The organism is Bradyrhizobium sp. PUT101 (assembly GCF_052043945.1).
In the GTDB taxonomy this organism is placed as follows: Bacteria; Pseudomonadota; Alphaproteobacteria; order Rhizobiales; family Xanthobacteraceae; genus Bradyrhizobium.
This window is the reverse complement of sequence record NZ_CP197207.1, coordinates 6,854,795-6,879,107: the sequence shown is the minus strand read 5'-3', so window position 1 is coordinate 6,879,107 and position 24,313 is coordinate 6,854,795. Positions and strand designations below refer to the sequence as shown.

The 24,313-nt window shown below is 64.4% G+C and carries 23 protein-coding genes; 9 read left to right on the top strand and 14 right to left on the bottom strand.

All coding sequences use genetic code 11. The features are described 5' to 3' along the window. Positions 1-8 precede the first annotated feature (8 nt). Positions 9-1,286, bottom strand: a complete 1,278-nt coding sequence (locus tag ACSHT2_RS32750) for an amidohydrolase/deacetylase family metallohydrolase (RefSeq protein WP_440639106.1) — start codon at positions 1,284-1,286, stop codon at positions 9-11. A 156-nt stretch (positions 1,287-1,442) separates the two neighbouring features. On the opposite strand from ACSHT2_RS32750, the gene ACSHT2_RS32745 reads away from it, so the two are divergent. Continuing rightward, positions 1,443-1,937: a MarR family winged helix-turn-helix transcriptional regulator gene (locus ACSHT2_RS32745; RefSeq protein ID WP_440639105.1), complete on the top strand. Its 495-nt coding sequence runs from the start codon at positions 1,443-1,445 to the stop codon at positions 1,935-1,937. Positions 1,938-2,203: 266 nt separating this feature from the next. Then, the gene (locus ACSHT2_RS32740) at positions 2,204-3,622 is read left to right on the top strand and encodes a cytosine permease (protein ID WP_440639104.1); all 1,419 of its coding nucleotides are present in this window, start codon (positions 2,204-2,206) and stop codon (positions 3,620-3,622) included. A 27-nt stretch (positions 3,623-3,649) separates the two neighbouring features. Here the strand turns inward: ACSHT2_RS32740 and treZ are convergent, their stop codons facing one another. Then, the gene (treZ, locus tag ACSHT2_RS32735; RefSeq protein ID WP_440639103.1) at positions 3,650-5,479 is read right to left on the bottom strand and encodes a malto-oligosyltrehalose trehalohydrolase; all 1,830 of its coding nucleotides are present in this window, start codon (positions 5,477-5,479) and stop codon (positions 3,650-3,652) included. 184 nt (positions 5,480-5,663) lie between these two features. Between treZ and ACSHT2_RS32730 the strand changes: the two genes are divergently transcribed. From ACSHT2_RS32730 to ACSHT2_RS32710, 5 genes are all read left to right on the top strand, one after another. Next, the gene (locus tag ACSHT2_RS32730) at positions 5,664-5,945 is read left to right on the top strand and encodes a DUF3606 domain-containing protein (RefSeq protein ID WP_440642978.1); all 282 of its coding nucleotides are present in this window, start codon (positions 5,664-5,666) and stop codon (positions 5,943-5,945) included. 20 nt (positions 5,946-5,965) lie between these two features. Next, entirely contained in the window at positions 5,966-8,203 is a 2,238-nt protein-coding gene (gene glgX / locus ACSHT2_RS32725) for a glycogen debranching protein GlgX (RefSeq protein ID WP_440639102.1), read from the top strand. Positions 8,204-8,503: 300 nt separating this feature from the next. Beyond that, a complete protein-coding gene (locus tag ACSHT2_RS32720) occupies positions 8,504-8,740 on the top strand; it encodes a DUF3551 domain-containing protein (RefSeq protein WP_319326160.1) in 237 nt (78 codons plus the stop codon). A 66-nt stretch (positions 8,741-8,806) separates the two neighbouring features. Beyond that, positions 8,807-9,301: a patatin-like phospholipase family protein gene (locus ACSHT2_RS32715; RefSeq protein ID WP_440639101.1), complete on the top strand. Its 495-nt coding sequence runs from the start codon at positions 8,807-8,809 to the stop codon at positions 9,299-9,301. Between the two features lie 764 nt (positions 9,302-10,065). Then, positions 10,066-10,248 carry a hypothetical protein gene (locus ACSHT2_RS32710; protein ID WP_440639100.1) on the top strand — a complete coding sequence of 61 codons (183 nt, stop codon included), beginning with the start codon at positions 10,066-10,068 and terminating at the stop codon, positions 10,246-10,248. 39 nt (positions 10,249-10,287) lie between these two features. Here the strand turns inward: ACSHT2_RS32710 and ACSHT2_RS32705 are convergent, their stop codons facing one another. Further along, positions 10,288-10,758, bottom strand: coding sequence for a metallophosphoesterase family protein (locus ACSHT2_RS32705; protein WP_440639099.1), 471 nt, complete (start codon positions 10,756-10,758; stop codon positions 10,288-10,290). Positions 10,759-10,975: 217 nt separating this feature from the next. On the opposite strand from ACSHT2_RS32705, the gene ACSHT2_RS32700 reads away from it, so the two are divergent. Next, a complete protein-coding gene (locus ACSHT2_RS32700; protein ID WP_440639098.1) occupies positions 10,976-11,185 on the top strand; it encodes a hypothetical protein in 210 nt (69 codons plus the stop codon). A gap of 26 nt (positions 11,186-11,211) precedes the next feature. Here the strand turns inward: ACSHT2_RS32700 and ACSHT2_RS32695 are convergent, their stop codons facing one another. The 10 genes from ACSHT2_RS32695 to ACSHT2_RS32650 form a co-directional block, all read right to left on the bottom strand. Then, on the bottom strand, positions 11,212-12,213 hold the full coding sequence (locus tag ACSHT2_RS32695; protein ID WP_440639097.1) for a formate dehydrogenase subunit gamma: 1,002 nt from the start codon (positions 12,211-12,213) through the stop codon (positions 11,212-11,214). 40 nt (positions 12,214-12,253) lie between these two features. Next, a complete protein-coding gene (fdh3B, locus tag ACSHT2_RS32690; protein WP_027571966.1) occupies positions 12,254-12,850 on the bottom strand; it encodes a formate dehydrogenase FDH3 subunit beta in 597 nt (198 codons plus the stop codon). A 13-nt stretch (positions 12,851-12,863) separates the two neighbouring features. Then, positions 12,864-15,806 (bottom strand): formate dehydrogenase subunit alpha, encoded by a 2,943-nt coding sequence (locus tag ACSHT2_RS32685; RefSeq protein WP_440639096.1) that lies wholly within the window; start codon positions 15,804-15,806, stop codon positions 12,864-12,866. 14 nt (positions 15,807-15,820) lie between these two features. Then, the gene (locus ACSHT2_RS32680; protein ID WP_440639095.1) at positions 15,821-16,030 is read right to left on the bottom strand and encodes a twin-arginine translocation signal domain-containing protein; all 210 of its coding nucleotides are present in this window, start codon (positions 16,028-16,030) and stop codon (positions 15,821-15,823) included. A 29-nt stretch (positions 16,031-16,059) separates the two neighbouring features. Next, positions 16,060-16,839, bottom strand: coding sequence for a molecular chaperone TorD family protein (locus ACSHT2_RS32675; protein ID WP_440639094.1), 780 nt, complete (start codon positions 16,837-16,839; stop codon positions 16,060-16,062). A gap of 132 nt (positions 16,840-16,971) precedes the next feature. Beyond that, positions 16,972-17,583 (bottom strand): DUF3306 domain-containing protein, encoded by a 612-nt coding sequence (locus ACSHT2_RS32670; protein ID WP_440639093.1) that lies wholly within the window; start codon positions 17,581-17,583, stop codon positions 16,972-16,974. After that, positions 17,580-18,095, bottom strand: coding sequence for a DUF3305 domain-containing protein (locus tag ACSHT2_RS32665; protein ID WP_440639091.1), 516 nt, complete (start codon positions 18,093-18,095; stop codon positions 17,580-17,582). Before ACSHT2_RS32665 ends, ACSHT2_RS32670 begins: the two co-directional genes overlap by 4 nt. Beyond that, positions 18,092-19,099, bottom strand: coding sequence for a DUF6352 family protein (locus ACSHT2_RS32660; RefSeq protein WP_440639089.1), 1,008 nt, complete (start codon positions 19,097-19,099; stop codon positions 18,092-18,094). The genes ACSHT2_RS32665 and ACSHT2_RS32660 overlap by 4 nt, the downstream gene beginning before the upstream one ends. Then, complete coding sequence (locus tag ACSHT2_RS32655; RefSeq protein WP_440639088.1) at positions 19,096-19,635, bottom strand: DUF6505 family protein; 540 nt, start codon at positions 19,633-19,635, stop codon at positions 19,096-19,098. Before ACSHT2_RS32655 ends, ACSHT2_RS32660 begins: the two co-directional genes overlap by 4 nt. Next, complete coding sequence (locus ACSHT2_RS32650) at positions 19,632-20,339, bottom strand: biotin/lipoate--protein ligase family protein (protein WP_440639086.1); 708 nt, start codon at positions 20,337-20,339, stop codon at positions 19,632-19,634. Before ACSHT2_RS32650 ends, ACSHT2_RS32655 begins: the two co-directional genes overlap by 4 nt. A 197-nt stretch (positions 20,340-20,536) precedes the next feature. On the opposite strand from ACSHT2_RS32650, the gene ACSHT2_RS32645 reads away from it, so the two are divergent. Further along, a complete protein-coding gene (locus tag ACSHT2_RS32645) occupies positions 20,537-22,507 on the top strand; it encodes a 4Fe-4S binding protein (RefSeq protein WP_440639085.1) in 1,971 nt (656 codons plus the stop codon). A 40-nt stretch (positions 22,508-22,547) separates the two neighbouring features. Here the strand turns inward: ACSHT2_RS32645 and ACSHT2_RS32640 are convergent, their stop codons facing one another. Beyond that, the gene (locus ACSHT2_RS32640; protein ID WP_440639084.1) at positions 22,548-23,837 is read right to left on the bottom strand and encodes a c-type cytochrome; all 1,290 of its coding nucleotides are present in this window, start codon (positions 23,835-23,837) and stop codon (positions 22,548-22,550) included. Positions 23,838-24,313: the final 476 nt, after the last annotated feature.

Sequence of the window (24,313 nt, the reverse complement as noted above, 5' to 3'; positions counted from 1 at the left end):
GCCCGCCCTTATGCCGCGACAGCTTGCGGCAGGATCGGCGCAACCGCGTCGAAGCGCGTGCCGGCGCGCAGGCAGAAGGCCGGCTGCAGCAGGCGCTCGGCGATCACCTCGTTCTTCTCATTGTCCTTGAGGACGAAGCGGCCGTTCTGCTCCGAGAGCACGGAGACGTCGGCATCCATGCCGACCTTGAGCGCGCCGATCTCCCCGCTGCGGCCGAGTATTTTGGCGGCATTGGAGGTGACCATCGGCACCACCTGCTCCAGCGACAGGCCGAGCGCCATCATCGAGCTCATCGCCTGGACCAGGCTGAACTTGGCCTGGCCCGCGAACGGATGGTTCTCGTCGTCCTCATGCTGGTCGGGCGTCCCGGCCGGCGCGGGCACGTGGGTGTTGTAGCCATGGATGTCGGCGCCGAGCGTGGTCGGAATAATGCCGGCGGCGATCGCCTTCTTTGCGAGCCGATAGGAGAAATGGCTGCCGTGACCGACATCGACCTTCAGGCCGCGGTCGAGCGCAGCCCGGATCACCGGATGCACCTCGCCCTCGCGATTGACGAAGCCGCCGGGATGGCGCGTGAAGGGATGGGCGAGAATGTCGCCCTCGCGCAAGAGCGGAATGACGCGGGTGAGGATGGTGTCGGCATCCTCGCCATTGGCGCCGCTCTCGGGCAGGCCCCAGAGCTGGCCGAAATGCACATAGACCGGCAGATCGGCGCGCTTGCCGATCTCCGCCGCCATCTCGATGACGCGAATGCCCCAGCGCGCGAAGCCGCCGATCTCGGCATGGGCCTTGATGCCGCGCACGATGTCGAGATTGGCGGTCGCCGCCTTGACGGTCGCGTCGATGTCGACGCCGTCGGGGCTGTAGAGCTGCGGATAGAAATGCCCCTCGAGGCCGCCGACGAGATAGGCAGACAGAAAGGCATAGACGCGCGAGGCCGCGGGCTCGGCAATGAAATGGCGAAAGCCCGGCAGCGTCATGCAGGACGGACCGCCCTGGTCGACCAGCGTCGTCACGCCCGACTGCACGCCGACCATGTCGGGGTTCATGCCGAAGCGGCCGGAGACATATTGATAGACATGGGCGTGAGTGTCGATCAGCCCGGGCAGCACCAGCTTGCCGCTGACGTCGACGACCGCCCTGGCGCTGGTCGGCAGAATGTCGGACGCAACCGCTGCAATCTTGCCGTTGCGGATCGCGACATCCTTGATGCCATCGATCCCGGAGGCCGGACAGATCACGCGACCGCCTCGCAGCAGAAGGTCGAAGCTGGCAGTGACGGACATGATGCTCTCCTCTTCTTGCACGGGCGACGGCTTCGCCCGAATTACGAAGCATGCTTCGCATTTTGACAAAAGCAAGCATCGTGCCATGATCCTGATGTGGCAGGCGCACTCGAATCGAGCTAAGCGCGGCAGGGTTTCGGCTTGGGAGAGTGTGCATTGCGGCAGGCGAAGACACGTCGCGGCGGGACGAGGCACCGCCCCTGGCCCTTGTCGGAACGGCCCGGCTATCTGATCCGCCGGCTGCATCAGATTCACGTCGCGCTGTTTCAGGAAGCCTGCGGCGAATTCGAGGTCACGCCGCTGCAATACAGCCTGCTCTCGGCGCTGGCGGTGCGCGGAACCGCCGATCAGACCACTTTGGCGGCCGATATCGCACTCGATCGCACCACGACGACCGGCGCCCTGAAGCGGCTCGCCGCCCGAAACCTGGTCGAGCGCGCGGTGAACAAGGACGATCGCCGGGCCCGGCTGTGCCGGCTGACACCGGCCGGAGCCGCGCTGCTGGTCAAGATCGAGGGCGCGGCGCGACGGGCGCATCGTGCGACGCTCGGCGATCTGAGCCAGCGGGAACAGGCGCTCTTCATCGAGATGATGCAGCGCATCGTGGCCGGCCACCCCAGTCGCGACAGCGCCGCTGCCCTATTCGATTAGGAGCCACTGCTGCGCTTTTGAGTTGGGCTGCTCAATTTATCATCGTACCGCTGCCTGGCCGAGCAACATCGCCCGCCTCTCACCGGCGCGCCAGACGTGCCGCAGCGTACTCACGCGCAAGATCGGCCAGCGCTTGAAAACGCAGTCGCATCCGGCGCGACGCGCGTAGCCGCCGGCGTCGACGCCCGCGTGCCGGGCCGCTCCGCAATTCCATGGCACGATTTATGCTGCGATGATGCGAAGCGTGCTTCGTATTGGGGGATGTCATGACGGATTCCGAACTTCGCGCTGATATTCACAGCATCGAGCCAATTCCCGACGCGGACCGGGACTCCACCGGGCCGCAACAGATGTGGATCTGGGCCGGCGCCAACATCGCGCCGGTCAACTGGGCGCTCGGCGCGCTCGGCATCATTCTCAAGCTCGGGCTGATGGAGACCATCGCGGTCATCGTGCTCGGCAACATCGTCGGCTGCGCGATCTTCGCGACCTTCACGGTGATGGGGCACAAGACCGGCGTCAACCAGATGGTGCTGAGCCGGTCCGCGTTCGGCGTGCGCGGCGCCTATCTGCCGAGCATCCTGATGTTCCTGATGACGCTGGGCTGGATCGGCGTGAACACCTACTTCCCGGTGAAGGTCTCGATGGGCATCCTCGGCCAGTTCGGCATTCCCGACACATGGCTGGTCCAGCTCGTCGTCATCACGCTGGTGATGGCGGTGCAGGTGCTGATCGGGATCTACGGCTTCTATGCGATCCGCACCTTCGAGAAATACACGGTGCCGCCGACCATCGCCATCATGGTGCTGATGAGCGTGCTGGCCTGGACGCAGCCCGGCGTCGTCAACTGGAACCTCACGACCTCGCTGCCGCCCGGCGCGCATCTTGCGATGCTGACGCTGCTGACGACCGCGATCGGCGTCGGCTGGGGCATCTCCTGGGTGACCTGGGCCTCCGACTATTCGCGCTTCGTGCCGAGAAGCGTGCCGTCGAAATCCGTGTTCTGGTACAGCTATGTCGGCATGTTCGTGCCGACGGTCTGGCTCGGCATTCTCGGCGCGACGATCGCCTCGACGACGCTGGACACGGACCCCGCCAAGATGGTCAGCGCGGTGTTCGGCGGTCCCGTCAGCATCCTCGTCCTCCTGATGGTGCTGCACGGCCCGATCGCCACCAACATCCTCAACGTCTATTCGGCGACGCTGGCGGCGCTGAGCGCGGGGCTGAAATTCTCGCGCTTCTGGCTCACCGTCATCGTCGGCATCGCCGGCTATCTGGTCACCTTGTATTTCATCTTCGCGCCGTCCTTTGCGAAGGCGTTCGACAACTGGATGATCGGCCTCTTGCTTTGGATGAGCCCGTGGGCCGGGGTGGTGCTCGCCGACTTCTTCATCAAGCGCAAGGGCAGGATCGACGTCGCCGAGCTCTACCGGTCGCCGGAGACCAGCGCCTATGGCGACATCAATTGGGCCGGCATGATCGCGTTCTTCGCCGGCCTCGTCGCCGGCTGGCTGGTGCAGGACGGCCTGGTCAGTGCGCTGCAGGGGCCGATCTCGATCAATCTACTCGGCGGTGCCGATCTGAGCTGGCTGTTCGGGATCGGAGTTTCGGGCCTCGTCTATCTTGCGCTCGGCAAGTTCGCGACCTCACCGTCATCGGTCGTCGCGAGCAGTGCTGGCAGGTAGCGAGAGGACACGGACCTCGTCCCGCGATCAGCCCTTCTGGCGAAGCCTCACGATCATGTCGCCGGGCACAAGTGCCTCGGCGGCATGGGGGTGCAGTCGCCACAGGCTTTCGCCCTCGACCAGCGGCGGCATGGGAAGTGAGTGGCCGGCGAAGTTGGCGACGATCTGCAGAACGTCGCCCCTCTCCGTCTGCCAGCGCACATCCGCGCCGCCCGTGCGGGGATCCGCGCCCAATAATTGTCGCTGCGCCGAAACGAAACCCCGTTTGACGAGCGGCACGATCTTCTCACGCCGTATCGCCAGCAACTGCGCTGTCAGCTCTCGAAACCTCGCGCCGGCAGGAGATTGATCGATGCTCGTCCAATCCAGCTTGGAGGCCAGGAAGGTTCTTTCGTCGCACGGGTCCGGAATTCTGGCGCGCGTTTCAGGGGTTGCGAAAGCCTTGAAGTGCGAAAACTCCCTGCGGCGGCCGTCCCGTGTCAGCTCGGCCGCTTCGCCCGTCCAGTCTGCAAAGAACAGGAAGGGCGTGTCGGCGGCGGCTTCCTCACCCATGAACAGCATCGGAATGTGCGGGCTCAGCAGAACCAGCGCCAGGGCGAGCTCCAGCTTTTCCGAGCCGACCAATCGGGAAAGCCGCTCCCCGAATGCGCGGTTGCCGACCTGGTCGTGGTTCTGGGCGAAGAAGATGGTCGCTTCGGGCGGCAGATGGGCGCTCGGCTCGCCGCGCGGCTCCTGGTGCAGAGGAAAGACTTCGCCCTGATAGGCAAAGCCTTCGGTCAGGGATCGCGCGAGATGTTCGAGCGGCTTGTCTGCGAACGCCCGGTAATAGCCTTCGCCCTCGCCCGTGAGCAGCACGTGGAGCGCGTTGTGAAAATCGTCGCCCCACTGCGCGTCGTAGTAGCTCGCGCGTCCCTGCGAACGCGCGAGCAGGTGCGCCTGATTGGCCTCGTTCTCCAGCATCAGATGGACGTGCCGGCCCACCAGCTGACTGCGCACGGTCTCGGCTAGTTCGATCAGGAAATGCCGGTCGGAATCGTCCTTCAGCGCGTGGACCGCGTCGAACCGCAGACCGTCGAACCCATAGTCGCGCAGCCACATCAGGGCATTCTCGATCAGGAACCCGCGCACGAACGCACCGTCGTGACCTTCGAGGTTGACGGCAGGCCCCCAGCCTGTGGTGTGGCGCGCGGTGAAGAAATTTTCCGCATAGAGGTGCAGATAGTTCAGCTGCGGCCCGAAATGATTGTAGACGACATCGAGATAGACCATGATTTCGAGAGCGTGCGCGGCCTTCAGCAGACGCTTGAGATCCTCCGGCCGGCCATAGCGGGCATTCGGCGCGTTCAGGAGCACGCCGTCATAGCCCCAATTGTGCCGGCCGGGGACGTCGTTGAGCGGCATCAGCTCGATGGCGGTGATGCCGAGATCGCGAAGATAACGCAGCCTCTTCTCGACGCCGGCATAGGTGCCCTCCTCGCTGAAGGTGCCGACATGCAGCTCGTAGATCACCGCCTCCGCCCAGGGACGGCCCGGATAGAGAACCGGGTCCCTCAGTGCGGCGGTATCGATCACCTCGCTTGGCGCGCCGACGTCGTCCGGCTGGAAGAGCGAGGCGGGATCAGGAACGACGAGGTCTTCGTTGATCCTGAACTGATAGCGCGTGCCGGCCCGCGCGGTTTGGCTCAGCAGCTGATACCAGCCATCGTCATCGCGCGGCATCCCGCGGGGCGGCTGGCCGACTTCGAGCAGTTCGACCGATCGGGCCGTGGGCGCCCATAGGTTGAACGAGACCCCATGATCGACGATCTGAGGACCATGGCGCCGACTTTGCTCGGCCGTTCCCAGTCTGTGCCTCAAACCCGTCCCCTTTCACCCGCATGCCCCGCCTCGGCATGCTTCGAGATCGCTTGCACCCGTCCGGACCACAAAGCGGAGCTGAGTGCGTTCGTTCCTCCACGGCGTCGACGCCGGACATTTGCAGCACGTGGAGGAACGGAATCAGCGGCGCGACGGTTACCCTCGTACACAGGAGCTGTTCGCAATGCGCCGCCCGAAACCGCAAGCCATCCGTAACAAACTGGACCTGACCGACCGCAGCCAGGTGCGCCTCCTCAGGAAGCGCCTCGGACTGTCGGACGCGGAGCTGACCGTGATCGTCGGGCGGATGGGCAACTCGATTCCGGCCATCAGCAAGGAAGCGGCTCAGCAAAGAGCCAACGCGCTGCCCAAGCCGGCGGACGTGGCGCCTGCCGCCGTGATCGCTTCGGCGACCGCCGGCGAGCAGACGACGACCGAGGTCGCAGCGACTGCGCCGTCATCCTGACGGACTATTCGGGGGGAAGGATGGACCAACCAATACATTCAGACGACGCCCTGACGCGGGCGGCCTCGAGCCTGCGCCGCACCCGGATCACCGAGGGCAGACCGTTTCCGCTCGGCGCCACCTGGGATGGACTCGGCGTCAACTTCGCGCTGTTTTCCGCGCATGCCACCAAGGTTGAACTCTGCCTGTTCGACGATACCGGCGAAACCGAGCTCGAGCGCATCGAGCTTCCCGAATATACCGACGAGGTCTGGCACGGCTATCTGCCCTCCGCCCGCCCCGGGACCGTCTACGGCTATCGCGTCCATGGCTCTTACGTGCCCGACGCCGGCCACCGCTTCAATCCCAACAAGCTCGTGCTCGATCCCTACGCCAGGCAGCTCGTCGGCCAGCTTCGCTGGGGACCGGAGCTGTTCGGCTACCGGCTCGACCATGCCGACAAGGATCTCTCCTACGACGAACGCGACAGCGCGCCCTTGATGCAGAAATGCCGCGTGATCGATCCCGCCTTCACCTGGGGCGCATCGCGCAAGCCGGAAGTACCGTGGGAGCGGACGATCGTCTACGAGATGCACGTCAAGGGTTTTACCCAGTTGCATCCGCTGGTGCCGGAAGCCGACCGCGGCACGTTCTCGGGCCTGGCACATTCGGAAGTCCCGGCCTATCTACGCTCGCTCGGCATCACCAGCGCCGAGCTGCTGCCTATCCATGCCTTCGTCGACGACAGCTATCTGGTCGAGAAAGGCCTGCGCAACTACTGGGGCTACAACTCCATCGCCTTCTTCGCGTCCGATCCGCGTTACCTCAAGACGCCGTCCGCGAACGAGTTCAAGGCCATGGTCAATCAGTTTCACGCCCACGGCATCGAGATCATTCTCGACGTCGTCTACAATCACACCGCGGAAGGCAACGAGCTCGGCCCGACCCTGTCGTTCAAAGGCATCGACAATGCCAGCTATTACCGCCTGCTGCCGGACAAGAAGCGCTACTACATCAACGACACCGGCACGGGAAACACCGTCAATCTTTCGCATCAGCGCGTGCTGCAACTCGTCGCCGATTCCTTGCGCTACTGGGCGACCGAGATGCGGGTCGACGGCTTCCGTTTCGACCTCGCCACCATCCTGGCGCGCGAACCGTATGGCTTCGATGAGGGCGGCGGCTTCCTCGACGCCTGCCGCCAGGATCCCGTGCTCTCCAGCGTCAAGCTGATCGCAGAGCCCTGGGATATCGGACCCGGTGGCTACCAGGTCGGTCGGTTTCCGCCCGGTTGGGCCGAGTGGAACGACAAGTTCAGGGACACGGCGCGCGCCTTCTGGAAGGGCGACCCGGGCACGCTGGCCGACTTTGCCAAGCGCGTATCGGGATCCGGCGACCTCTTCAACAAGCGCGGACGGCGGCCCTGGGCCAGCGTCAACTTCGTCACGGCCCATGACGGCTTCAACCTGAACGATCTCGTCTCCTACAACGACAAGCACAACGAGGCGAATGGCGAGGACAATCGCGACGGTCACAGCAACAACCACTCCTGGAACTGTGGCGCCGAGGGGCCGACCGACGACCCCGAGATCACCGCGCTGCGCGAGCGCCAGAAGCGGAATCTGCTGGCGACGATGCTGCTCTCCCACGGCACCCCGATGCTGCTCGCCGGCGACGAGTTCGGGCACACCCAGAATGGCAACAACAACGCCTACGCCCAGGACAACGAGACCACCTGGCTCGGCTGGATGGGTATCACTGCGAACGGCCGCAGCCTTCGCGAATTCGCCCGCAAGCTGATTGCGACCCGCAAGGCGTTCCCGATCCTCTACCGCAGCCGCTTCCTGGTCGGCTCGCAAAACGAGGAGCTCGACGTCAAGGACGTGACCTGGTTGTCGCCATCCGGCGAGGAGATGACGACCGAGCAATGGCAGGACGGCAATGCCAAATGCTTCGGGATGCTGCTCGACGGCCGCGCGCAGGAAACCGGGATCAAGCGTCGGGGCTCGGATGCGACCATGCTGCTGGTCTACAACGCGCATCATGATGTCGTGAACTTTACCCTGCCGGAGGTCACCGACGGGCGCAGCTGGCTGACCCTGATCGACACCAATCGGCCTGACGCGCCCATGGCCGAGTTCGAGTTCGGGCACGCCTTCGCGGTGACTGCCCGCTCGCTCGTGATGTTTGGCCTCGCGAATGATACCATCGCGACGCGACGCCTACGCCACGGGCTCGGCGCACTGCTGGACGTCGCCGATACCCCTCTGCCGGGCTAGCTAGACCATGATCCGGAAAAGTAGGCAGCGGTTTTCCGAAAAGATCATGCTCGAACAATAACCTAAAACGCGATGACGATTGATCCTGATCTCATCGCGCTTTAGGCTATCCGCCGCCTACTCGCGATCGGCGATCATCTCGCCGAGCACGATGTCCGGCGAGCGCACCTTAGCCGCGATGCGCACCGAGCGACGTTACATGGGTTGATGGCTCGCCTCAAATGACGAGCATGCGCGCCGCGCGCGCCATTGGAACCCCGCATCACGAGCCGCGTTCAATGTCGGAATTGGAGACCCAAGATGAAACATCTATTGCTCACGGCGACCGCCGCTCTCGCGATCATGGGCAGCTTCGCCTCCTCGACCGCCGCGGTGGCGCAAGATCGCTACTGCCTTCAGGGCCGGATCTGGGGCTATCCAGGCAATTGCCAGTTCGCCAGTTACGCTCAATGCATGGCAACCGCATCGGGAACGAACGCCTATTGCGGCATCAATCCCCGTTACGCCTATGCGCGCCGTTACAGAGGATACCGGTGATCAGCCTGACTTCCAGGCTGGCAAACGGCGGCGGATTTGCCTGATCGCGCTGAACCGGGTGGCGCAATGGCAGCAGAGCTGCTGCTCACCGCTGTCGTCTTCTCCGGCGGTCTCGGCCTCGGTGCATGTCATGCCGGTGTGTTTGAAGCGCTCAGCTCTCTTCGCTCACCGATCGATCGGGTGACCGGTTCATCGGCAGGCGCCATCACGGGGGCGCTGATCGCGGGGAGCCCGAGCGCCGATCGGCTAAGTAACCTGCGGGGCTTCTGGCACTGGCCAGATCGCGTGCCTGCAATACCATACGCCAGCCGCATCTCTTTGCTTGGCTCAGCTCGATCGATCAATGCCCGCCTCCTCGGTCATACCGGCTTCTTCCATCCCCGCATCCCGATCCCGGCATCTCACTTCGGCGGTCTCTACGATCTCGGCCCGACCCGCGAACGCCTTCAGCAGATGATCGCTTTCGGACGTCTGAACGGCGGCGATCCGCGCATCACGATCTGCGCCACGGACCTCGAAAGCGGCGATGCCGGACGAGCCGGCGTCCTGATCATCCGCTAGCATCCCTTGCAGATGCTCTTGATCTTTCGATCGGCCTCGGAATTCTGCGAACTCTCTGACCGGATCTGATCGTCGCCCGGCAAGGAGGGCCCCGGGGTGACCGTGCCGTCAATACGTCCTATGTTGGTGCCCCCCGCCGGATTGCCGGGCCGTCCCACGGTGATCGATCCCCGCGGGCCGGGTCCACCGCCAGATTGCGCGGTTCCGGCCGCATTGGTTCCAGGAGCCGACGAAGTGCCGCCGCTACCTCCGAGGGCAGCGGCTCCTGTGCCTCCTCCGGCACCGCCGCCCGAAGCTCCACCGCCTCCCTGTCCCGATGCGGGTCCGATGGAAACACTTGCCAGCGTGACGACCAGCACGAGGTTCGGCACGCGCATTGCCCCTCTCCTGTCGCATCTGTTCTGCCGAAGCATCATCGATCCTGCTGATAGCCCTGGTTGGTCGTGTTCTGCTTGATGTTGCCGTGACGTCCCTGGGTGTCGAAATTCTCGCGGCCCGGTACTCGTTCTTCCGCCACGGTCGCCGGATCCGAACCAGGTCCTTTATTGCTCCGCTGCTCTTCGGGTACGGGAGGCATTCTTGACATTTCTCGCTCCAATGTCGGTCTTCGACATGAGAAATGAGCAGGCGCCGCGGTCGTTCCCGCGCCGATTGCCGCAGCGCGGGCGCATGCAACGGCCACGGGGAACGAGCTGCCGTTGCCTGGGTTGGTCAGCAGACCGAGCGCGGCCATAGATCATCGTGCGAACTCGCCAGGAGAATATATGCCAAAGGCCACCGAGAACGATCCGCGAGAGACACCGCTTGACGACCCGCGCCAGCAGACGGACATGCCTACTCACCGCCAAACGAATGAGCCCTGGCAAGGCAATCCCGAGAAGGACCAGATTGATCCGAAACGGCCGCCGCTGGACCTGGAGCGTTGGCACAAATCAAATACGCATTAGGCAACAGCCACAATTATGGCAGTGCCTGTGTCTCTCGCGTCAACCCCGGTCGAGATCATGAATGACAGTCCGTAGCGGGCCGCCCGGATCGAGCTCAAGCGTCGCCAGCGTAATCGGCAGCTTGAAGCGTCGCTTCCCTGCACTTCCCGGATTCAAGTAGAGCACGCCTTCGGCGGTCTCGATCCGCACGCGGTGGGAATGGCCGGACACCACGACGTCGACCCCGAGCTCCGCGGGATTGATCGTCAGTTCCTTTAGATCGTGCAGGACGTAGAAGCAGCGGCCAGCTAGGCGCAGCGTTCGAGTTTCAGGAAAACGTTCCGCCCAAGCACCGCGATCGACATTTCCTCTGATCGCGGTGACCGGCGCGATCCGGCAAAGTCCGTCCATGACGGCCTGGGCACCGATGTCGCCGGCGTGGATGATGTGCGAGACGCCGGCGAGGCAACGCTCCGCCTCTGGCCTCAGTAGTCCATGCGTATCGGAGATCACCCCAATCCTGAACGTCATGTCAGCTCATGCTTCGATGCAAGACGTCGGCCTCTCTGCCCAGTTGCTGCACCGCCTGCGCATCGGTGACGTCAGTCGGAACAACCAACGCCCGGCCTCCGAGCCTCACATTCGCGCTCCGTTTCAACGCATGTGGAACCGATCGCTGTGAAGTGGCTCACATCCGGCCGGACAATCTGGATGTATTCGTCATGCCGGGTGGAGATGGCAGACGGAGATGCGCATGAAACCCCTCATGCTCTCGCTCATTGCAGCCATGCTTCTCGCCGGTGCGGCCAGCAACGTGTTCAGGTCGCATACGGTGTTCCATTTCGGTCAGCACGGCATGGCATCCATTCAAGACATGCAGACAGGCCAGGCGAACAAGCTTCCCGAGCAGGAGCTGCAGGACCGCTCCGTCCTGTTTGCGAAAGAGCCGGCTCAGTAGGCCGGAGCGCCCGCGTCGGGCTCCGCTTATTCGGCCGCGGCCGTTGCGGGTTGCGGTTGTCCGTCGTTCGGTCCGGTTCGCGCCTTCTGCTCGTCGAGCCAGAGGCTATGGTGCTCGCGAGCCCAGTTGACGTCGACTTCGCCCGAGCCCATGGCCTCGAACGCGCCTTCCATGCCGATGGTGCCGATATAGATGTGCGCAATCATCGCCGCGACGAACAGGACCGCCACGATCGAGTGGACGATCTGGGCTATTTGCATGCCCTCGATCCCGGTGCCGTAGAACGGGAACATCAGCGCATAGCCGGACGCTGCGACGAGTCCGCCGCCGATCACGACGATCCAATAGATCATCTTCTGGCCGCCATTGAAGCGGTAGGCCGGCGGATGGTCATGTCCGATCAGGCCGCCGCCGCGCTTCGCCCATTCGATATCCACCTTGCTCGGGATATTGCCGCCGATCCACATCAGGAAGATCAGGACGACGCCGATGGTGAACGGGAAGCTCAGATAGTTGTGAGCGTACTTGGCCCATTGCGACCATTCCGAGAAAGCCTCGAAGCCGATCAGCGGCAACAGCAACGGCCGGCCGAACGTGATGTTCAGCCCGGAAATGGCGAGGACGATGAAGCAGCTTGCCGTCATCCAGTGCACGAACCGCTCGAAGGCGTTGAAGCGCACGATGGTGCGGCCCGACCGTCCGGCTTCGAGACGCACCATCCCGACGGTCAGATAGAAGATCACGATGGCCACGGTCACGCCGAGGATGGCAATGCCGCCGATCCATCGCAGCGTCACATTGCGGAATTCCCGCCATTCCCGCCCCTGCGGCTGCTCGAGAACGCGGGAGCGCTGATCGGGAATGCTGACACGGCCCTGGATGCGGTTGAGCTCCTGCAGAAGCTGCTGCTCCTTGACCGCGCTCGCGGTCGGGTTGACCTGCTGAGCACTCGCGGGCACCACCGTCATCAAGAGAAGCAGCGCCCAGGCGCCCAACGCCAGACGAATGAACCTTCCAAACGTCGTCATCACGTCCTCCCCGGTATTGCGCGCCCTTCGGCTGCCCACGTCAGGACTCGATTGTCTCGCGATAAGCGGTCTTCCAGCCCCATGCGCCCGAGCCATAGCCGCGCTTCATGACGCGCTCCTTGTAGATCTGCGCAATGATCTCGCCGTCGCCCGCAAGCAACGACTTGGTCGAGCACATTTCGGCACATAGCGGCAGCTTGCCCTCGGCCAGCCGGTTCGCACCGTATTTCTCGTACTCCTCCTTGCTGCCGTCGGCCTCCGGGCCGCCGGCGCAATAGGTGCATTTGTCCATCTTGCCGCGTGAGCCGAAGTTCCCGACCTTCGGGTATTGCGGCGCGCCGAACGGGCAGGCGTAGAAGCAATAGCCGCAACCGATGCAGAGGTCCTTGGAGTGCAGCACCACAGCATCGGCCGTGGTGTAGAAGCAGTTCACCGGGCAAACGGCCGCACAGGGCGCGTCCGTGCAATGCATGCAGGCCATCGAGATCGATCGCTCGCCCGGTTTGCCGTCGTTGATGGTGACGACGCGGCGCCGGTTGATGCCCCAGGGCACCTCATGCTCGTTCTTGCAGGCGGTGACGCAAGCGTTGCACTCGATGCAGCGATCAGCGTCGCAGAGAAATTTCATCCGAGCCATGTGCGTGCTCCTCTCAGGCTGCGACGATCTGACAAAGCGTGACCTTCGGCTCCTGCATGCCAGTTGCAGGATCGTAGCCGTAGCTCGTGATCGTGTTGGCGCTCTCGCCCAGCACGATCGGATCGGTGCCGGCGGGATAGTTCTTGCGCAGGTCGGCACCGCCGAACCAGCCGCCGAAATGGAACGGCATCCAGGCGACCCCCTTGCCGACGCGTTCGGTCACCAGCGCCTTCATCCTGGCGCGGGAATTGTTCTCGGCACCGCTCACCCAGACCCAGCCGCCGTCCTTGATGCCGCGATCGGCGGCATCAGCCGGGCTGATCTCGATGAACATGTCCTGTTGCAATTCGGCGAGCCATGGATTGGTGCGGGTTTCCTCGCCGCCGCCTTCGTATTCGACGAGACGCCCCGAGGAAAGAATCAGCGGAAACTGCTTTGCGATCCCCTTTTCCACCGCCGCCTTCTGCACCGAGAAGCCGATATTGGGCAGGCGGAACTGCTTGGCATCGGGCAAGGTCGGATATTTCTCGACGAGATCGACGCGCGGCGTGTAGATCGGTTCGCGGTGCACCGGGATCGGGTCCGGCAGGCCGAACGCATTCATGCGTGCCTTGCCGTTGCCGAAGGGCACGCAACCGTGCTTCAGCGCGACGCGCTGGATGCCGCCGGAGAGGTCGAGAGCCCAGGACACCGCGTCCGGATTGGCCGGATTGACCCTCTGGATCGTCGCCATTTCAGCCTCGGTGAGATCCTTGTCCCAGCCGAGCTTCTTCAGGCTTGCCAGCGTGAATTCGGGATAGCCGTCCTCGATCTCCGAGCCCTTGGAAAAGGATTTATCGGCCAGCAGGCTCACCTTCCGCGTCGTGCCGTCCGGCAGCTTCTCCTCGCGTTCGATGCCGAAGCGCGGACGGAACGCGCCGCCGCCGTCCATCACGTGCAGATTGTTGTTGTAGAGCAGCGGCGAGCCGGGATGCTTCACCTCGGGCGAGCCCCAGCACGGCCAGGGCAGGCCGTAATAGTCGCCGCCGACCTCCGGATCGTCCTTGGGCGCACGCAACGTCACCAGGTCGAACTTGTGCTGGTTCTTCATGTGCGCCTTGATGCGTTCCGGCGACTGCCCGCAATAGCCGGTCGACCAGCTTCCGCGGTTGATCTCGCGTAGCACGTCCTCGGCAACTGGGAGATTGTTCTCGACCTTGATGTTCTTGAACATCTTGTCGGCGAAGCCGAACTTCTTCGCCATCAGATAGATGATCTCGAGGTCGTCCTTGGACTCGAAGATCGGCTTGACGATCTGCTCGCCCCACTGCATCGAGCGATTGGAGGCGACGCGCGATCCCTTGCATTCGAACTGCGTGGCCACAGGCAGGATATAGACGCCATCCTTGCGTCCCGCCTCGACCGCCAGAGACGCCCAGGTGGTAGGGTGCGGATCGGCGATCACCAGCAGCTCCAGCGCCTTCAGGCCCTTCAGCGACTCCGGAATGCGGGTGATGCTGTTGCTGGCGTGGCCTTGCACGAATACGGCCTTGACGTTGTCCTTTTGTGCGACATCGGCCTTCGGCAACAGCGCAGCATCGAACCACCGCGTCAGCGGGATGCCTGGCGTCTCCATCAGCTTCTTCTCGTCGAAGCGGGAGACGAGATAGTCGTAGTCGACCTCCCAGACCCGAGACCAGTGCTTCCAGGCGCCCTCCGCGAGGCCGTAGTAGAACGGCAACGTCACGATATCGAGGCCGACGTCGGTCGCGCCCTGCACGTTGTCATGGCCGCGCAGGATGTTGGCGCCGGCGCCGGCCCTGCCGACATTGCCGGTCATCAGCAGCGCGATGCAGCTCGCCCGCACGTTGGCGGTGCCGACCGTGTGCTGGGTCTGGCCCATGCACCAGATGATGGTCGCGGGCTTGACCGTCGCGAACATCTTGGCGACGCGCTCGAGCTGCGCGGCGGGCACACCGGTGACGCGCTCGACCTCTTGCGGGTTCCACTTCTCGACCTCCTTGCGCAGGTCGTCGAAACCGTAGACGCGCTGGGCGATGAATTCCTTGTCCTCCCAACCGTTCTTCAGGATGTGCCACATCATGCCGTAGAGGACGGGAATGTCGGTGCCGGGACGGATCCGGACATATTCGGTGGCATGCGCCGCGGTGCGGGTCAGGCGCGGATCGAAAACGACGAAGTTCGCCTTGTTGAGCTCCTTGGATTCCAGCAGGTGCTGCATGCTGACGGGATGCGCTTCCGCGGCGTTGCTGCCGATGAACAGCATCGTCTTGGAGTTGCGCATATCGTTGATGCTGTTCGTCATCGCGCCGTAGCCCCAGGTGTTGGCGACGCCGGTGACGGTGGTGGAGTGGCAGATTCGCGCCTGGTGATCGGTGTTGTTGGTGCCCCAGAACGCGCCGAGCTTGCGGAACAGATAGGAGCCCTCGTTGGTCATCTTGGCCGAGCCGAGCCAATAGACGGAATCGCTGCCCGACTTCTCGCGAACCTGGAGCAGCTTGTCGCCGATCTCGTTCACTGCCGTGTCCCACGACACGCGCGTCCACTGCCCGTTCACCAGCTTCATCGGATAGCGCAGGCGGCGGTCGCTATGCACGAGCTCGCGCACCGAAGCGCCCTTGGCGCAATGCGAGCCGCGGTTGATCGGCGAATCCCAGCTCGGCTCCTGCCCGATCCAGACTCCATTGAGCACTTCCGCCGTCACGGTGCAGCCCACGGCGCAATGCGTGCAGACGCTCTTCTTCACGGTGGCGCCGGCCGCGAGCGGGCCGGCAGCGGCCGCTTCCGCCCTGCGCACGTTGACGACGGGCATGGCCCCCAACGCTGCGAGAGCGCCACCGGCCAGGCCGGACTTGCGCAGGAATGTGCGGCGATCAAGTCCCCCGCCCTGGCCCGCAAGGGATTCGGCGACGGAACCTCGGCGATCGGAACGCTGGTGTGTTCGCTTGATAAGCACGGGCAGCCTCCCTCTCAGGCCGGATAACGATTGACGCGGTAGAACGCCTTTACGTCATCGGATTCCCTGTAGCGCGCCTTGCGCTTCTCATCGTTGCTTTCGCTGTCCGCCTGCGCGGACCCGACCAGCGGTGTCGCAAGCGTCGCGCCGACACCAGCCGTGCCCAAGCCGACTTTGCGAAGGAAATCGCGGCGTCCGACCTTTGCTTTCGTCTCGTCACTCATCGCAGCTCTCCTGGACCAAGGCGCCTCGGTCAGTTGGCGAATGTGAATGCTTCCGTCTCGATCTCGATGAAGGTACGACCGAGCGCGCCGACCGCCCGATAAAAACGGGCATCGCCGGCGCTCTCGATGTCGGCGAATAGCCGCCCCATCCACGGCGACACATGCCTTTCGAAGAAAGCGCGCTGCGCCTCGGGCGAGGCACCGAAGCGGCCGTCGGCAAGGCCCGACATGATCTCGCACAGGATGGCGGCGTGATCCTCGGGTTCGGAATTGTTCGCAACCCGCTCGATACCGAGCGTCGTCAGGTCACCGCGCAGGCGCGACAAGGGCCGTTCGTTGAGAAAGCCCGTGAGATAATAGGAGGCATAGGGCAGCAATTCGCCGCGGCCGAGCCCGACGAACAGATCGAAATATTCCCGCTCGACTTTCGCGGCGACGGCGCTCGATGCGGCATCGGACAGTGCCGCATGCGCGCGTCCTAGAGGCGTCGCGTCACCGCTCAACGCAGCGAGCTGATCCAGCAGGCGTTTCGACGGAGGCGCAGATAGCAGCGTTGCCAGCAGCGCGTATTCCTGCGCACGCGCTGCATCGATGGAGTCGACGAGCTCGGCGGAGCCGGCTTGCTCGCCGTAGAGATCGGGCCGCAGATCGATCCGGGAAATACCAGTGGCGGTTTCGACTGCAATCACCCGCTGTGCGGGCACGCGGGTCCAATTCGATACAGAGGGTTGGCTGATGCCGATTTTGCGCGCAAGCTGAGCAATGCCGCCTGCAGCGTCGATCGCGCGATCAAGCCCGTCATCACGCACGTGGACCTCCCATCCAAGTCCCGTCTGCTGATTATTGCCTTTTCTTACAAGGCACTAAGGAGAGCGTAATCCCGGCTCCAAGGACCGTCAATCATTGCCATAGCCTCGGACTATAGCCTTTGGTCGTGCTCCTCAGCGCGGCAGTGCACCGCCGTGCGTACGAGGCCTGATGGGCTCGGCATCATCCGCAGATATGTCGGACGCCGTCGGTTGCGCTGCAACAGGGATTGCCAGGTGCTCTGTCTCATCCGGCGGCTCACCGACATTGGAAACCACTGTCACATCGGCTTGATGCAATTCGGCCGAAGAATCTGCTGCTTCGATCGACGCCTCGGAAAGAGACTGGGCCGCCTCGCGCACTCCGCCGACAATGCGATCGACCAGTGCGGCCAGTTCCTCCGACGAGCAATCCAATGGTCCAAAACCCGGCATCGCGGTCGGGTCATTGAAGTCCCATGCATTCTCCGCAAGCCCGACGAAGTCGCGAATGGCGGGATCGGTCGCCCAGGCGCGGCGAAGAGCCGCACGGCTCAACTCCCGAGGAATACCCTTGCTGAGGAAGGCCGTGATGTCGGTCGCAGCATTGATTTCGTCGATCGACGGCAGCCTCGAGAGGTCGAACTCACCCTCGTCGTCCGTGACCTCGGACGGCGGCGTGGGCTGCGCCGCGGCAGGCTTCGCCGGCTCCGCTTGCGATTCGCGTTTGCGGCGCGACCAACGTGCAAGGAACTCCTCCTCACTCATTCCTGTCCGCCTTCATGCTCGCGCCGTGCCAGCGCCTCCGGGTCGGCGCGGCGCCGCTTGCGCTTGACGAATGCCCGCTCGACATGGTGCTCCGCCACGAAGCTTTCAATCGCTTCGCGCAGCACCTCCGGCATCGGCACGGCCTCGACGAGATTGTCGGCGGCTTCGGTAAAGCCTTCGCCCTCGGCGGGGTCGGCGGTCACCGCGGTGACGGCATAGGGCCAGGCGCCTTCCGAAGGCGACAGCACAGTCCAGATGCTGGGACTGCCGGAAGCGAGATTGTCGCGATAGCGCGCCGTCTCGGACGGATAGAGATCGACGGTCGCGCTTCCGGCATAAAACAAGGTCGAGCCGTCCTGCTCGCGAAGCACGGTCCAGGGTTGTGTCGCCGGCTCGTCTGGCAGGACGGCAATTCCGCGCCAGATGAAATCGACCCACGGGGAGTCAGCCTTGCGTCGCTCGACCACGACGCCGACGGCAATCGAGAGGGAGGGCAGCGCCGCAGGGCTCATGTCGCCATCTCCAGGTGCTTCACCGGCAGCCCGGTCAGCAGATTCTGTGGCTTCATCCGGAGCTTCTGATCCGCCGTCATCGACAGGATCAGGTAGACCGGTTCATCCCCGACATCGTCAAGAGCACGGCTCCAATCCGCAAATGTCAGGCGGAACAGCGCGAGCACACGGTCGGCGTCGCGCTCGCCGAGTTCTTCGCCGTGCCACAGACGGTCGCCGAGCCTCGTGGCGTCGGCATCGAGCCCGACATACCAGGTGAGCCGTGCCTCATGCAGCGCGCGCAGCGGCTCGATCATGACGTCGATGCCGAGCAGATGGGAGAGCCAGCGCGTCATCACCTGCGCCAGGGCAACCGGCCCGCGGCCGCCGGCCGTAAGGTCGAGGGCCATGTCGAACTGGTCGCTGCGCTGCCAATAGGCCGCGGCATTCTCCTCGCTCAAGACCTCGACCACGGCATCGGTGGTGGCGCCCAGCATTGACATCAGAGAGAGCACCGGGGTCGGGCTCCGGCCGCCGACGATCTCCTCGTCGCCGAGCAACAGGGCGTGCTCATGCGGCAGGACGCGCTGGGTCCGGAAGAACAATTCGGCCGCGCGCAGCACGAACGGGTCGTCGCAGTCATCGAGCGCGTTCCGCAGGATGACGTGCACGAGCTGGTTGACGAACAGCGGCGGCAAATCGTTCGCGCCTGATCGCACCGATGCAAGATAGGCGGCTTCGAGCGTCGGATGCCGCAACAGAAGATCGCGGAACGCCAGCACCAACTGCCAATTCTCCCTGGCATCGGCATCGACCATCCCGGCGATTTCGCCGGCGCTGACCGCCTGGCGCGGGTCGGCGAGCAATTCGCGGTGCAGCCGGCGTTCGACCGGGCATGCGTCGTCCGGCGGCATCATCTCGGGACGGGCAAGATAGGCCTTGAGGAATTCGTCCGTGACGCGGAGCCCACCGCCCTCGTCGCGATCGAGCAGATGATGGCCACAGGCGATCCAGAAATCGTTCATCGGACAGTCGGCTCCCGGCCCAGATCCGCAAGCCTGAGATCGCCGTCAGGCTGGACCTCGTCCTCGATTTCCATGAACGAGAACGCCTTGCCGTGCCCTTGCCCTTGCCGGAGTTGCAGCCGGCGGAACGACTCGCGGACCTCGCCGTCGCTCGAGGTGCGGTGCACTGCAATGAGAGAGCTGATCGGATGGCTGCAGAGCGACCGCGCGAAAGCGACCTCCTCTTCCGCGGCAGTCTTCGCCACCGCCATGTCCGGCGCACCGAAGCGATCGACGAGTTGCCTGGCAAGGAGATCGACCAGGCTGCGACAATCGTCTTCGGTTGCCGGAACGATCTGCGCCAGCGTCGACCAGCCCCAGGACTGCACCCCGAGGAAACCGCCGCGAAACGCCGCGCGCGCCTTGCCCTCAAGCCTGGCAGCGTCGTGATCCCAGAAGCGGAAAGCGCCTGAGACGGCCCATTCGCCCGGTTCCGCCGCCACGTCGAAAACGAAGGTGTCGGAGGGGTCGAGCGCGATGGTGCGCAGGAGCTTCACAGGCGCGGTCCTCCGAGGGCCGGATCGAGCCAGGACGGCGTCGCGAGCGCCTGCACGAGGTCGCTTCGCTGGATCGTGTCCGTCCCGATACGGCGCGTCAGGACATCGCCGCAATCGTCAATGCGCTGAACTGTCTGCCTTTCGCGCGGCATCCGAGTGAGATACTCGCGCCCGACGCTGTCAAAGCCGTCGACCCGCCAGCCATCCAGCGCCAGCATCAGGTGCCGGGCAAAGCTTTCCGTGATCTGCGCCGCGCCAGCCTCGCCAAAACCTTCCTGGTCGAGTGCCGAGGCCAGCGGGTGGACGCCCGGATCGTCATCGTTCATGGCAACCGTCCGGATCATGGCCCCGAAGACCAGCCAGGGCGGCGGCGCAGCCTCGTCGGCTGCGAATGGCCAACCCATTCGTCCGCCGCCGACCAGCCCCCCGTCGATCCTGACCGCATCCGGCCAGCCGATCGTGATCGGCTTGCTCGGCGGCGCATAGGCGCGAAGTGCATCGGTGAGCGCGACCATGCCAGCGTAGAACGCGCGCCGCGCGCTGCGTAAGGGCTCGGCCGGCTCCAGCACCACGGCGAACTCTGCGAGGTCGAAGCGGCCGACATAGACCAGCGTGCCGGCACCGGCCTCCGGTGCGATGCGGCATGCATGGGCAAAGGCATCTCCGCTCTCGCGCAATCGCACCAATGTGAACGGCGGCGGCAAGTGAATAGGTTCCGCCAGGGAAACATGGTTGACTGGGGTCGACGACAGGCCGTCCTCCGCTTTCCTTTTCTTCCCGCTGGATAATGTCTATACGAGGCGAAGGGCCGGCGCGAGTCCGTCGTCGGCGTCCGAATGGCGGAGGGGTTAACCTGGAGCAGCCGTCGAAGACCGTCCTGATCTGCTCGTGCGAAGACACGATGCCCCTCGACGTGGCTGCGATCCGGCGCGGATGCCCGAACAGCGAGGTCAAGAGCTTTCGCCACCTCTGCGGTGCGGAGCTCGATCACTTCCGCAAGTTTGCCGCGGCAGACGGCGTGTTGACGGTCGCCTGCACGCAGCAGGCAGCGCAGTTCTCGGACGAGGCCGGCGAACGGGCTGATGCGATCAGCTTCGTCAACATCCGCGAAACGGCCGGCTGGTCGCGCGACGGCGCGCATGCCGGCGCGAAAATGGCCGCCCTGCTCGCATCCGCCTCCATCCCCGCCCCGGACTATCCGCTCATCACCTTGTCGAGCGAGGGCGTGATCCTGATCTACGGGCGCGATGAGGCCGCGATCGAGGCCGGCCGCCTGCTTGCCGATCACCTCGACGTCACGGTGATGCTGAAGCAGCTCGATGACACGGTGCCGCCAGCTGCAACGATCTTTCCGATCGTGAAGGGCATGATCCGCTCCGCGAAGGGACATTTCGGCGCGTTCGAGCTTGCGATCGACGACTATGCACGTCCCCGCCCCTCCTCGCGCGATCGTTTCGTGCTGGACCCGCCGCGAAACGGGGTCACCTCGCGCTGCGATATCGTCCTCGATCTTTCCGGCGATATGCCGCTGTTTCCTGCCCACGACCTGCGCGACGGCTATCTGCGAGCCGACACGAAAGATCCCGCTGCGGTGCTCCGCGCCGTGCTGACCGCGCGCGATCTCGTCGGCAGCTTCGACAAGCCGAAATATGTCGAAGTTGCGCCTGCGCTCTGCGCCCATTCGCGCTCGAAGCGCACCGGCTGCCATCGCTGCCTCGATCTCTGCCCGACCGGAGCGATCACGCCCGTCGGCGATCATGTCGCAATCGACCCGAACATCTGCGCGGGCTGCGGCCAATGCGCAGCTGCCTGCCCTACCAGTGCGGTATCCTACGCGCTGCCGCCTGCCGATGCGCAGCTCCAGAGACTTCGCGCCATGCTGCTCGCCTACCGCGAGGCCGGTGGCGCGAATGCAGTGCTGCTCTTTCATGACAGCCCGCACGGCACGCCTCTGATCGATGCCCTCGCGCGGCATGGCGACGGCCTGCCTGCGAACGTGCTTCCCTTTGCCATCAACGAGCTCACGCAGGTGGGGCTGGAAGCGATTGTCGGCGCCTTCGCCTATGGCGTATCGGCCGTGCGCTTCCTGCTCCGTGCCAAGCCGCGCCACGATGTGACCGGACTGTCGCAGACGATCGCAATGGCCGAAGCGATCCTCGGCGGCCTTGGATTTGCGGGCCGTCGCCTCGCCACCATCGAAACGGAAGATCCCGATGCGCTCGGCGAGCATTTGACTGACATCGGGACGCTCGCGGCCGTCGCGGCGCCCGCGACCTTCAAGACCGTCGGCAAGCGGCGTGACCTTTTGCGGTTCGCCCTGAGCGAACTGCATCGACTGGCGCCGCAGCCGGTCGACGTGATCGCCCTGCCACAGGGGGCGCCGGTGGGCGCGATCACCGTCGACACCAATGGCTGCACGCTGTGCCTCTCCTGCGTCTCGGCCTGCCCGACCGGCGCGCTACGCGACGATCCCGAGCGGCCCGTGCTGAAATTCATCGAGGATGCCTGCGTACAATGCGGCCTGTGCCAGAGCACCTGTCCGGAAAAGGTCATCAGCCTCAAGCCGCAGATCGATTTCCGCGCGGCGCGCGCTCCCGCCGCGATCGTCAAGGAAGAAGAGCCCGCACTCTGCGTCCGCTGCGGGACGCCCTTCGGCGTCAAAAGCACGATCGACCGCATCGCAGCCAAGCTCGAAGGCCGGCACTGGATGTATCCGGCCGGCGACAGGCGGATCGAGGCACTCAGGATGTGCGCGGACTGCCGCGTCGTCGTCATGAGCGAGCAGCAATTCGATCCTTTCAAGGGCGTTCCGGAACGAACGCCGCCGCGGACGACGGATGACTATCTACGTCAGCGCGACGGCAAGGACTAAACTGGACGAAAAAGCATTTTCGCAGGGACAGAAGGGGCAGCTATCGCGACGTGGCGCGGGCCAGAAACTCGGTGAGCGCGCGTCGGTCCTCGGCCGAGCCGATGCGCTGCTCCGGCATCTTGGTGCCGGGGGTGTAGGCATTCGGCCCGATTTCGAACAGTCTTGCGACCGTTTCCGGCGTCCAGACGATGTCCATCGTCTTCAGCGCATCGGAGAAGCGATATCCCGGGAGCGAAGCGATCCTGCGGCCGTATAGTCCCGCAAGTGTCGGACCCGCACGCTGCACCTCCTTGTCCGACAGCGTGTGACAGGCAACACACGCCCGGAATACATCGGCGCCATGATCGCCGACATAGGCGGCGAGCGGATCGGCGGGTGTGCCGATCAGACCTGAGCCGATGGGATCGCCGGTGCGCGCATTCCAGCGCCTGATCCTGCCGTCCGCACCACCCGTCATCAACGTCTCGCGATCCGGAAGGAAGGCGACCGACCACACCGGCAGCCCGGGCCCAACCAGCGTGCGCAGCAGGTTGCGCGACTTGCGATCGATGATCGCCACCGTGCCGCCGATGCCGGCCGCAGCGATCAGCGCGCCGTCCGCCGACATCGTCAAGGCCACCACCGGTGTCGGACTGGCGGCGAACTCGCCGCTGACCTGGCCGTCCTTGGTCAGCATGCGCAGCGTGCCATCGACCGCGCCTGTGACGATTTCACCATCCGGCGCCACCGCCACCGCGTTCAGCGGCGCCGGCAACGTCACGATTTCAGGCTGGCCATCCGGCAAACGCCAGATCCGCAGCGCAAGATCGTAGCCGACGCTGACAAGCCTGCCGTCCGGCGCGAAAGCAACGCCGTTGACATTCTGCGTATGCCCTTCGAGCACGCGAGACGTGCCGTCCGACAGCGACCAGAGCCGCACCGTCCGGTCCCATGAAGCCGATGCGAGCAGCGCCCCATCGGGCGACACAGCAAGCGCCGCGATCGGAGCGGCATGTCCCTCCAGCACCCGGTCCGGCTCCAGCCGGCCCGCCGTCCACACCGCAATTCGTGCGTCGGCACCGGCCGTGATCATGCGGCGGTCCTTCAGAAAGGCAACGGCATTGACGCCACCGGCATGATACCGCAGCACTTGCTCTGCAGTATCCGTCTTGAGCGACCAGCGGATGGCCGCCGTGTCGAAGCTGCCGGAGAGAAGGTCGTCCCCATCCGGGGAAATGGCGAGAGCCCGTATCGGGCCACCGTGCCCGACCATGTCGGCGTGCACGGATGATCCGGCAAAGATGGCCCACAGCGTGATGGCCACCTTCGTGCACAAAGGTGATCTGTTCATTTCCGGCCGGCCCTGCTTGACATTCAGCCCCTCAAGATTGCCAGAACAGGCGGCCGAAATGAATATCCGGGACGGTTCTACTTGGGCGGCGCCGTCGTGGTTTTGGACGATCCCTCAGGAGCGGCCTGCATTCCAGGCGGACTCTGGCCTTGGGGACTTTCAGCCGGCGCACCACCCGAACCTGTATTGATTGGGCCTGTCCAACCTTGCGGCTGTGCCTGGCCCTTGTCTTCGGGTGGGGTTTGCCTCGCCGATGAGTTGGTTTGCGCGGGCTGGGCCCAGGCGCTTTCAACAAGGCAAAGTGCTGCGAAGCACAAAATCGCTCTCGGTAATTTCACGCAGGGTCCTCCGATGCGCTCACTAAGCTTGCAAGAAACTTGCAAGGCCTGCTTCCGTTCCGAATCGTGCACCGCAACAGCCCAACTCGCGCATCCTCCGCTTGAATGCCGATAGCCCGGACACTAGACTCTGGCTGC